The sequence below is a fragment of the Actinoplanes subtropicus genome (assembly GCF_000721705.1).
Taxonomy (GTDB): Bacteria; Actinomycetota; Actinomycetes; order Mycobacteriales; family Micromonosporaceae; genus Actinoplanes; species Actinoplanes subtropicus.
The window spans coordinates 1-10,481 of record NZ_JOJL01000079.1 but is presented as its reverse complement, the minus strand read 5'-3'; the positions used below and the strand labels follow the sequence as shown (position 1 = coordinate 10,481).

The following is a 10,481-nucleotide window of genomic DNA, read 5'->3' as shown; positions in this document are numbered from 1 at the left end:
GCCGTCGCTAGCTCCTCGCCAGTTCGGCCGGCGCGACACCAGTGTCGTTGCAGAAAGTTACCGCCTTCTCCGTTGGCCATGCTCTGTCCGCGGCATGAGCGTGCGTGAGTGCTTGTGCCAGGGCTGGGGCCGATCAGCTCGCGAACTGTCGCGGCATCGGCGGCGCCGACACGATCATCGGCCCCGCCCGATCCGCTACGTAGGTGGAGTAGTCGACGAAGTGGCGCCGACGCCCCAAGTAGTGGGGGTAGTGATCGAAGTGCCACCGACATTGCTCGATGAACCTCTCGTGATCATCCAGTTGAAGCCGTCTGCACAGGGACGCGAAATCGTCCAGGCCGCGGAGCATCTCGGCGCATTCAGCAGCTGTCGCGCCGTTCGGACCCCACAGAACGCCAACCGGAAGCTCATGCACTGCGTACAGCAGCCACTCGCGCGCCTTGCAATACGTGCGCCGCTCGTCAACGGGCGTTCGACCCTTGCCGTCCGATGCTGCCCCCACAAGCGGAGGATAGGGCACTCATGTGTTCGGCGGCGTGGAGCGCACGCTCCTCGGCACGACCGAGCTCAGACTCGACCGGCGGCGTGACGCTCCGTTGCGAGCGGTTCGCGGCAATTCAGGATGTCCCCTGCGTGCGGTCAGTAACCTCCGGCTGCGCTACTTCGGATCAGACAGAACGGGTGCCCGGCTGGGTCAAGCATGACCAGCAGGTTGGGGTCGTCCCGATCCTGGTGTGCTGCCAAGCTGGCCCCCAGGGAGATCAGCTGCTGGGCGGCGGCGTGCGGGTCCTCTACCACGTAGTCGAAGTGCTGGTGCAGTGGGACCTCGGGCGAGGGCCAGGTAGGGGGCTTGTGGTCGGGCGCTGCCCGGAAGTAGATAGGCCCGCCCGGGGCGTCCACCTTGGCCTGGCCGGGTGTCGGGCGGGTGACCGTCCCGCCGAGCAGAACAGCGTAGAAGTCCGCCATGACGTCCGGCTCCGGGCAGTCGACCGTCAGCGCCATCCATTCCACCAGCCCGGACCGCCGTCCGTGATCATCTGTCACGAGACTCATCCTGGCAGAGCGGCCATGGAACGCCACCTCCGGACGAGTACGGCGCGGCGCCTCTGGACGGCACGACGGCCAGTCCGAGCAACGCCCTCATCTCGGCATGTCCGCGAGTCGATCTGCGGCGCCGACCGTGACGCTCGGTGGCGACCGGTTCGGCCGGGAGATCCGGTGCCTTCGGCGTTCCGGTCCGGCGTGCTTGGTGGACTTCCGAGCTGCCTTATGCTGCCCGCCGTGACCATGCCTTCTGAAGCTGCGCGCGGGCTGGCGGCGATCTCCTCGCTGCCGGTCGAACTTCCCGCCGGCCGGCTCGTGCACGGCAACGAGGGATCCGACGATCTACCCGCGTTGTGGGTCAGCGAGGCTCCCGCGACCGCGCAGTTGTGGGCCGACCTGCGTCGGGCACACCAACACTCCGGGCTGTGGCCGCTGCTACTGGACAGCCTGCACGGCGACGACCGGCGGCCATGGGACGACGGAGAACTCTGGCCGGCCGACGCATCCCATCCCTCGGACTTCGATCCGGAGCAGCTCTTGGCCGAGTGGTGGTCGCAACACACCGAGATCAACGAGGACGACAACCTGTCGGCGCGAGAACGCCTCGCGGTCACCGCGCCGTACGGCCGGCAATGGCCGGGCTTGGCAGCCGCCGCCCCGGCTCAGCGGGATCTGGGCGCACACGCAGATCAGTGCGCGGCCGAGTTGCTCGCGGGCAACCCGCGGTTGCGGCTGGGCCTGGTCGCCACGGCCCGGCCCAGTGACGCGATCACGGTCGCGGGCTGGCAGGGGGCGGTCAACTACACCAACGACACCGCCGAACTGTCGGCCGTGCTGCGCTCCTGGAAGAAACGATTCGGGGCCATCGTCATCGGCGCCGGATTCGCCGAGCTCTACCTCAGCATCGCGGCACCGCCCACCACGATCGAACAAGCGGTCAACGTGGCGGCCGAGCACTTCGCCTTCTGCCCGGACAACATCTGGCAGGGCCACTCGCCTAATCTGACCACCTACGCCGAGCGGCTGGTCGACACCCCACTCTGGTCTTTCTGGTGGGACTGACAATCACACACGAACGCCCAGCAAGGAGAGGGAGCCGCGCGACGGCAGGCAGCGACCGCGCCGCGCACGACCGGCCGCCCACTCACCTCCAAGAACGTCCGTCGGCCCGGATGTCCGGTCGTGACGCTACGTCGCAAGCCAATATGCGGCGGATGAGGATGCTCCGCCGGATATCCCAACGATTCCTCCTCTACGCTGATGCCGTGCCTATGTGCATCGAAGATCATCGTGACAGGTGAATTCGCCTGGCCGTTGGACAAGTTGTCCGCGCTCCGGCTCGGTCGACGTCTGGCGGTCGAGGTGCCTGCTACGACGTCGGGGCGGCGTGCCTTCGTCGACATCACGCCGGGCGAAGTCGAACCTGATGTGCAGGCTCGCGGCGAGGGGTGGACTCACCGAAGCACTTCTCGGTCTTTCCGGGTCCAGCACCGGGAGTACGACGCTGAGCTGCTTGACGGATTCGACTACGACATCGGAGCTGCGCTGTTGCGAAGTGCTGCGGCGGCCGACGAGTCGGAGCTCTTGACAGTTCTGCGTGAGTGGCAGCTCGAGCCTTACCGGTTCGACTACGCCTGGAACACTGCCGACCCTCGGTAGTCCGTAGTCCGGCCGGACTGGCCTCGGACCACTATGCACCGGGCGCGGCAGTCGAGCACGCCGCCGACACTGCCCTCGTCGCGGCAGAAGAGGACGTCACCGCGAAACGTGACCGCCTGTTCCCTCTGCCGCGTCGGCCAACGCGCGGAGCCGCCGAACTTCATCGATCAACTCACGATCCGACGGAACAGCAAGAACAGTCAGACCCGCAGGTCCCGGTTCTCCGCGGGTCATTCGGAGAGCCGTGGTGAGCCACGCGCGGAGGTCGGCGAGTTCGCGGGCAGTATCAGGCACGTGACGAGTCTGCCAGCGTCGACGCCGGTATGTGGCCGGCGAGTACCTCCGCGTTCTGCTGGGCCGTGACCGCGCGTTATCGGCGGCAAGTGAGGAAGGCATCCGAGCCCACACCAGTCCACCGACTACGGTGACGAAACGCCCTTTTACCGATTGATCCTGACGATCGGCAGTTCACTGGTATCCATGAGCTGGCGCGTCCAGGCTGGCGTTAGGGCTCGATAACTCCTCAACTCGTCCCGGCGTCCACATAGGTGCCCAGTTCGAAGATCGCTAGGGCCAGCACGCCGACGCTGACGGCCGTCCATCCAATGACCGAGCCGGCCCGGGCGAGATCGTAACCACCTACTCGATAAGGGCTTCCACGTCGAGCAATCAGCCCGAGCATTCCACCGATTCCGGCGATGATCGTGCCAATGCTCCAGGTCCAAGTCCACATCCAGGGGAGAGCAACAACCGATAACGGGAACCACAGGAGACACGCGCAGGAGAGAACCATCGAAGTGATCGCAAGTCCGCGCGAGGGCTGTGCTGGCGATTCGCTGTCTGAGTTAGGCATTGCTCGCGGCCCCAATCGATTATCGACCCTCAGAGTAGCGGCGCGGTCAACGCTGTCCAGACCGACAGCGACGATGCCGTCGCTAGCTCTTCGCCAGTTCGGCCGGCGCGACACCATTTCGTTGCGGAAGTTACCGCATTCTCCAATGGCCATGCTCTGTCCGCGGCATGTGAGGATACGACTCAACCGGCGAAATGTTCATCGCGACGTCTCGCGATCTTCAACCGCTTCGCGTGGAGTCACTGAGGGCCTTAGTTCGTTCAAAGAATCACCCGAAGGTGTGACCAGTTCGTATCCCTGTTGTCCGTTACAGTGGGGCACTTCGGCGATTCGGAAGTGAGTTGTCAACATGACGAGACGATGTTCATGCAACGATTGCAGAGTGGTGTCGACGCGTCGCCCAGCAAGGCTGAATGCTTTGCGGCTGCTTCTCGTTCGTGTTCTGGCCGTTCTCCTTATTGCCGCCTCGATCGTTACGGTCAGCCAGGCCACCGCCCCGACACGAGCCGATGCGGCAACAGTCCAATGCGGATGGCCGCGGTGCACTATGTACCTAAACCGCGCCGAGAGTTACAACTTTGCCTATGGCTCCTACACGCCTTCAGCACCTGGCCCAATCATGGGGGCGATTATCATCCTTCGGCAAAGCCTTGGTTTCCTCGCGCGCTATTACGTCAACCGGGGACAGTGCCTCAAATTTCAGGTAAGTGCATTGCCGTGGGATGCGCAGTCTCTAATACCGTACAACTGCTGAAATCTGTCAATTTTGGTCTTGTCCAGTCCGAGGGCCTCGCGCAGCGAGCTTGATCGTGTCGTCTCTTGGTCCGCTGTTCCAGCGGACGGCCGCGGAAGGGTTCCGCGCGTCTTCGGCGTATCCGGATGTCGTGCTGGTGCTATTGGCCGCGCTGCGACCTTCATGTAGGGGTTTCGCAGTCCGCGTCGTCGATGCCTGGCGGCCCTGCCGATAATGCGGACGTCATCCGATCCAGACGTTGATCACAGTGTCGGCCTGTGGCGCGGCTACCGGTGCGCCCTCGCCCGCGAAGATCTCCAGCTCACCGACGAACCCGCTGAGGACGTGCAGCACGACGCTGATGTCGCCGCAAGCCGCGGACACAGCAAAGTAGTCGTCACGCCCGGTGTCGCTGAGCCGCGCAACAGCCGTTGCGGGAACCTGTGGTCCCTCGGTGCGCAGTCCGACTGACGCGCAGCCACAGTCGCAGGTGGACACGACGCGCACCGTCGCGACCTGCTCACTGAGGCCCGGGACATCGGCGAGCGTCACCAGCCGGACCATCAACGCATGCTCGGCCTCGGTGAGCGCCCTCGATCGTGGCAGCTCGACGAGCGTCGGAACCGGCTCCGTCACAGCGTCACGGTAGCGCGCAATGCCGGTCGCGGAGCACCGGTTTCTCGTCCCGACGAGCGGCCGGGTCCGCGCCGATCAGCGGCTGATGAGGACATCGCCCTCAGGGCCAGGAAATCGAGTGCCAGGCGAGTGCCGGGCTTGCTACGTTGCGCGGCGGTGAGCAGGCGACGATACGTGGCCCGGGGTGTTCCCGGCGGCTACCGGATCTGGGACAACAGGCGCGCCGGTGGTGGGGCGACCTCTACGAACTATGCCCGGACGAGTTGCTCACGGAACTATACGGCGCCGGTGACTACGCGAAGATCACGGCATTGCTGCGCCGCTACCGGCGGCAGAAGCGGTAGCGCACTCTCGGCGGCAGATCCCGGATCGTTCGGATGTCCCATCATTATGCTTGCTGGGCTGAATCCAGCTTCGACCAAAAGTCGCGATTCGCGTGTCCCCTCGCCAGGAGCAGCTGTCAGATCCGGCGGCTGCGTGTTAGCTGGCCGCATGGTCGTGGTTCAGGCGGTGGCTGGGCGATAGTCCAGGCCATCCGGGCCAGGTACGAGGACGGCGGCATACCTCTTGTCGGCGGTGATGTCATGAGCCTCGTCGACTTCGAAGCCGATGACGGCGCGCTGGAAACGCATTTCGGCGTATACGGCAGCGGCGATGTCGGCGAGCCACTGGTCGAGCCCGGCCCGCCATGCCAGCGAAGCAGGACCGCTGTGTTCGTCGAAGGGATAGCCGCCGATTCTGCACTCTACCCGGGCCAGCGCACCCAGCGGCAGGTAGAGCTCCAGGGTGTCGACGTCGTCATGCCGGTATACGAACCCGCCGCAGACAACTCGTGCCCCGGACGGCAAGGTCAGCATCCCGTGTAGGTGACCATGCGCGTGAAGCGCCGCCGCACTGAGTTCGACATCCACGAATCCCGCCGCATCGACCCTGCGTGCGCGGCTGCCCTGGATGGCGGCGGCACGCCACACGGACCGGACTGCCCGGTCGAGGTTGTCATCGTCAGCGGCGCCGAGCACCAGGCAGAGTTCGTAGAACCCGCCTGTCCAGTTCTCGTCGTCGTCCATGTCGTCCGCAACGCCCACTACAACAAGATCCCCGATTCGCCGGTCGACTGCACCTCATTACCCGAGCCCAAAATCCAGCTCGCCCGCCGGCCGAGGCCTGATGACCTGCCTATTGCTTTGTGGATCATCCGAATGCCCGCGGCCCGCGGACCCGAGTCGGCCGTCACGCCCCGTTGCACGCGCTCCGCCGTCCTGCGCGAGGACAGCGGCATGTGAGTGCGGCTGATCTTGCAGTCCCTCTATCTCACAATCAATGGCGAACGGGAGGACTGCATTTCTCGATCCGCCCAGTTACGCTGACGAGCCTCGCCCGGCAAGGAGTGCTCCCCGTTGACGAACCTGCTCATCCCGGCCGACATGGTGGGTGTGCTGCGAATCCCCGACGTGGCTGTGTCTACCGGCGAGCATGGCGGCGTGTGGTGCGATCGGACGTGGGGCCGATGGCGCTGGAGCCGCAGGTATGTCGTACGTCTGCCCTACGACACCGCCGCGGCCGCCAGACTCCGTAAACGCGCCGTGCTCACGCGCTTCAACGCGGTTTTCGGCGCCGGCTACATCCTTGTCGTGGCCTGGGATTTGTTTCGCCCTGACCGGTCGCGGTGGTCGTTTCCATGGCCGCTGGCCATGCTCGCCGGCCTTGTCGTATTGTCGTTTCTCGGCGACCGCTGGAATGCCGCGCCGATACCGTCTCGGACCGGGCGCGGCGACCTCTACCTGCCAGGCCTGCCGCCCGCCGTGGCTCAGCTCTGGCTTGAGTGCAACCCCAGAGTGCGAGCCGTCGACCGTAAGCCGACCTACCGGCGTTGGCCACCGTGGGCTTACATCGCAGGGGCAGTGCTCTGCGTCGTCATCGCCTTCGGCCTGCTGGAATGGCTGTTCAGCGGCGCCGACGTTCCCGTCGAGATTCTGTTCGTACTGCCTGCTCTCGCGCTCACCGCGCTGAGCCTGGCCTACTTGGCGCTTCCTACCGGGCACAGACGTCTCAGCGACGACTCGTGAACAACAAACACGGAAAGTGACTGCCGACCGAGGCCGGCGCGCGATGACAGCGGCAGATGAGGATGCCGTCCACGAGCCCAGGAAGGCAGCCGGCGCGGCCTTGCTACGTCGCGCGACCATGAGTAACGGACGATACGTGGCCAAGGGTGTTCCGGTGGCTGCCGGATACGGGACAACGAGGCGCGCCAGTGGCGGGGCGACCTCAACGAAGCGTGTCCGGACGAGTTGCTCGAGAGGATTCGCGATGATCGGGCACCGCAACGAAGATATTTGTCTGATGTATACCCGGGCTCCTCGTGGTAATTTGCTCCACCATGGATGAGGAGGAATCGCACGGCTCCGACACGGCCCGGCGAATCTGCGTGGGCATTGCGACGTACGACGATTTCGACGCGACCTGGTTCACCATTCAGGCGATCCGCCTATACCAGCATGCGCCCGGTGTGATGATTAGCTTTGTGGTGGTTGACAATCATCCTGAAGGCCCCGAGTCTGCTGCTTTACGAAAACTTGAGCTATCAATCCCTGAGCTGACGTACGTTCCTTTCTCTGCCTTTTCGGGAACCGCGGTTGTCGACGTCGTATTTCAGCATGCCGACGCCGAGGTCGTATGCTGCTTGGACAGTCACGTTGCGCTTGCGCCGAACGCCCTGGCCGTCATGAACGACTGGTTCGCCGACCACCCGAGGAGCCTAGACCTGCTCCAAGGCCCGTTGTTGAATGAGGACCTGACTGTCGCGTCAACCCACCTACAACGGTGTTGGGGGTCGGGAATGTTCGGTACGTGGGCGACGGACGAACGAGTGTATTCAGCCGATCGGGAACCCTTCGAGATCGACATGCAGGGCCTGGGCTTCTTCGCTTGCCTCAAAAGTACCTGGCCGAAACTAAATCCGCGCCTCCGGGGATTCAGCGTAAACGAAGGTTACCTGCACGAGAAAATTAGAAAAGGCGGCGGTCGGGTGCTGTGCCATCCCGCACTCGGGTGGCTTCATCGTTTCGCCAGGCCGAGGGGCATCCCCTACCCAAATTCCCTACTCGATCGGGCCCGCAATTACTACATCGCGTGGCGGGAAATCGGATGGGATCCGGTGTCGATAGACCGACACTTCACCGATCTGCTCGGAGACGAAGCGGAAGCGGCCACGCTACTGAGCTTCGCCCGCCATCAAGCCAACAATCCGACCGGCTTCTTCGACGGTGTCGTGTGCCTCGCGCGCGACGGCCGCGACTGCGGTGCCCACCACCACCCCGCCAGTCTCTCCTGGCGAATCGAGAAGCTCGGCGAACGGGCCGAGGAACTTGCGGAAGTGGAGACCACGTGGCTCTTCGCGTCCGCCTTGCGATACTCGGTCGGACGCGGCTATCGGCATCTGCTGATAGTCGGCGCGGGCAGCGGGACGTCGGACGACGTACTTAATCGCCTGGACCCATCAGTACTCGAACGGGAGCGTTGGGACTTGTGCGTCGTACACAGCGGGGAGGACATCGCGACGTCTGAGCGTTCCGGATCCAAAAGCTCAGCAGAGCTGAAGCTATCTGCGCTCGCTGGGCTTGCGATTACCCGCAGGGCTATGCTCGAGATCCTGGAAGACCTACCCGCCGGGCGGGACGGCATCACGGCCTTCATCGCCCATTGGGGGTCTCTCGAGCGCTACCTGGCATCGACCCTGACAAATTTCCAGGTCGTGACATTGGCCGTAGACGAACTCGACGGGCCCGCCCCGATTACGGCTACGCACCCGCCGTCGATCTTCCGTATCCAGACGATCGGGATGGCGGCTGCGTCGGCCGCGATAGTCGTCCTCACCCTGACCTCCTGTCGGTCCGAAACACCAAGCCCGACACCGAGCTTTAGCCGAGGCGGCGACGTCATCCCGACGATGCCTCCGCCACTGGTGGAACCGACGAGTAACCATCGAGGGATCGACCTTCCCCCAGCGGCGACCACCACGAGGCCGCCAGCTCCACCCAGCCTGTCACCCAGCGTCAGCCCTCACCGATCCCGCTGAGAGTCAGGGGACGAACGCCGTGACCTCCAAAATCGATGCCGCCCGGAAGCGGATACCCGTAGCGGAGAAGCCGAAAACCCGCACCAACCTCGTGCAGCTTGTAACCGTTCTGGCAGCGCAGACGGCGTTCATTACAGGTCTACTCTATTACTTCGGGCAGGCGACGAAGTCGGCGATGTACGGCTACTTCGGCGTCGACAGTTCCCTTGTTGAATTCTCGACTGCCGATTACCTTGCCGCGACTCTGCGACCCGCCTTCGCACCCATCCTGCTAGTGAGCCTAGCGGTCGGCGCGGCCGCTTTCGCCGCCAATCACATTCAGCATACGCGGCTGTGGGAAAACCCCGAGTCTGCGCGCATGTCACGCGTCGCATTTGTGTTAATGGCGGCACTTTTTCTCGTGTTCGGCCTCGTGGTGACAATCGGGCTCGTGCCGCTGGCCAGCCCCAACTGGGTCAAGCCATTTTTTATTTCCGTCGGGGCATTCGTTCTCGCCAGCGTCGTCCGGAGCTTCCCAACCGTGTCACAGCAGGTGAGTCTGGCCGTAGCAGCCAGCCTGACTTGCGCCGGCCTTTTATCGACCCTCGCGTCTTGGGCCCTCTACGCCAACCATGCCGGCGTGTCCGACGGCGCGGCAATCGCCGGAAATTTGCCCTACCGGAGCCAGGTCGGCCTCTACAGTCGGGACCACCTGGCGATAGCCGGACCTGGCGTCAACGTGGTGAATCTACCCGCGTCCAGCGGTCCCTATCGCGTCCGATACGAGGGTCTGCGTTTGCTCACCCGCACCAAGGGCGGCAATCTGATCCTGCTCCCGGCTGGCTGGCGTAAAGGAAGAGATCCCATATACTTCATCAAGGACGATAACCAAGTACGTCTAGAAATAATCGCCCCGTCCAGAGTCGGCTCCTGAAACTTCCCGGCAATGCATATGTCGGGTTTGCCGTTGAGATGCGGGATCCTGTCGGACAGGGCGCAGCCGAAGCGGGAACCTTTCATAGACAGAGCCGTTGGGCTCTGTCTATCGGCGCACTATCGTCGGCAAAAGAGCATGCCGGTGCCAGCATGTTGGCCACGTAGCGTGACGCCATTGGCGGGATCATCTCGTATCTCGCCGTCGCTGAGGTAGGTGATTGGCCGCACAACGTCGTACTTGAGTTCGTACCCCCGCCCGTCGGCCGGGGGTGGCGCGCCGGTGGCGGCCAGCGTGGGTGGCGCGAGTTCAAGGCGGTGTAAGACGGGCTTTATTCGCAGCCGTCGTCGATCGTCTCAACCTCGGCCAGGGTGGCGGGGTCGATGCCGTGCTTCGCGGAGGACGACGTCCCGTTCGGCTGCGGTCGCGACGTAGAGGCGCTGGTCGCCGCCCCGGATCTCGATCTATTCGTGCAACCCGGTTCCCAGGTCGATCTCCACGGTCTCGACCTGCCAGCCGTTGTCCGCGAGAACGGGCGACATCTGTCCAGTGACTCTTCCCGGTG

The 10,481-nt window shown here is 64.1% G+C and carries 11 protein-coding genes; 6 read left to right on the top strand and 5 right to left on the bottom strand.

All coding sequences use genetic code 11. From position 1 onward, the window contains the following. Positions 1-133 precede the first annotated feature (133 nt). Both IH26_RS60955 and IH26_RS0151570 read right to left on the bottom strand, forming a co-directional pair. On the bottom strand, positions 134-502 hold the full coding sequence (locus tag IH26_RS60955) for a hypothetical protein (protein WP_157437883.1): 369 nt from the start codon (positions 500-502) through the stop codon (positions 134-136). A gap of 137 nt (positions 503-639) precedes the next feature. Continuing rightward, positions 640-1,044, bottom strand: coding sequence for a VOC family protein (locus IH26_RS0151570; protein WP_211268934.1), 405 nt, complete (start codon positions 1,042-1,044; stop codon positions 640-642). 243 nt (positions 1,045-1,287) lie between these two features. On the opposite strand from IH26_RS0151570, the gene IH26_RS0151565 reads away from it, so the two are divergent. Both IH26_RS0151565 and IH26_RS0151560 read left to right on the top strand, forming a co-directional pair. Continuing rightward, positions 1,288-2,106, top strand: coding sequence for a DUF4253 domain-containing protein (locus IH26_RS0151565; protein WP_030443654.1), 819 nt, complete (start codon positions 1,288-1,290; stop codon positions 2,104-2,106). A 228-nt stretch (positions 2,107-2,334) separates the two neighbouring features. Beyond that, positions 2,335-2,703, top strand: coding sequence for a hypothetical protein (locus IH26_RS0151560; protein ID WP_245666065.1), 369 nt, complete (start codon positions 2,335-2,337; stop codon positions 2,701-2,703). A gap of 523 nt (positions 2,704-3,226) precedes the next feature. On the opposite strand, the gene IH26_RS60950 is transcribed toward IH26_RS0151560, so the two are convergent. The 3 genes from IH26_RS60950 to IH26_RS0151550 all read right to left on the bottom strand — a co-directional run bounded on the left by IH26_RS60950 (position 3,227) and on the right by IH26_RS0151550 (position 5,992). Then, positions 3,227-3,709, bottom strand: coding sequence for a hypothetical protein (locus tag IH26_RS60950; RefSeq protein ID WP_157437882.1), 483 nt, complete (start codon positions 3,707-3,709; stop codon positions 3,227-3,229). Positions 3,710-4,532: 823 nt separating this feature from the next. Further along, a complete protein-coding gene (locus IH26_RS0151555) occupies positions 4,533-4,925 on the bottom strand; it encodes a hypothetical protein (RefSeq protein ID WP_030443652.1) in 393 nt (130 codons plus the stop codon). 503 nt (positions 4,926-5,428) lie between these two features. Further along, positions 5,429-5,992 (bottom strand): NAD(P)/FAD-dependent oxidoreductase, encoded by a 564-nt coding sequence (locus IH26_RS0151550; RefSeq protein ID WP_157437881.1) that lies wholly within the window; start codon positions 5,990-5,992, stop codon positions 5,429-5,431. A 330-nt stretch (positions 5,993-6,322) separates the two neighbouring features. Here IH26_RS0151550 and IH26_RS0151545 point away from each other — a divergent pair, with 330 nt between their 5' ends. The 4 genes from IH26_RS0151545 to IH26_RS62495 form a co-directional block, all read left to right on the top strand. Beyond that, positions 6,323-6,991, top strand: coding sequence for a hypothetical protein (locus IH26_RS0151545; RefSeq protein WP_030443650.1), 669 nt, complete (start codon positions 6,323-6,325; stop codon positions 6,989-6,991). 314 nt (positions 6,992-7,305) lie between these two features. Next, positions 7,306-9,003, top strand: a complete 1,698-nt coding sequence (locus IH26_RS56930; protein WP_157437880.1) for a glycosyl transferase family 2 — start codon at positions 7,306-7,308, stop codon at positions 9,001-9,003. Positions 9,004-9,022: 19 nt separating this feature from the next. Continuing rightward, the gene (locus tag IH26_RS0151535) at positions 9,023-9,916 is read left to right on the top strand and encodes a hypothetical protein (RefSeq protein ID WP_157437879.1); all 894 of its coding nucleotides are present in this window, start codon (positions 9,023-9,025) and stop codon (positions 9,914-9,916) included. Positions 9,917-10,299: 383 nt separating this feature from the next. Beyond that, positions 10,300-10,481, top strand: a 182-nt coding sequence (locus IH26_RS62495; RefSeq protein WP_034218196.1) for a hypothetical protein, incomplete at its 3' end; no start/stop codon positions are given.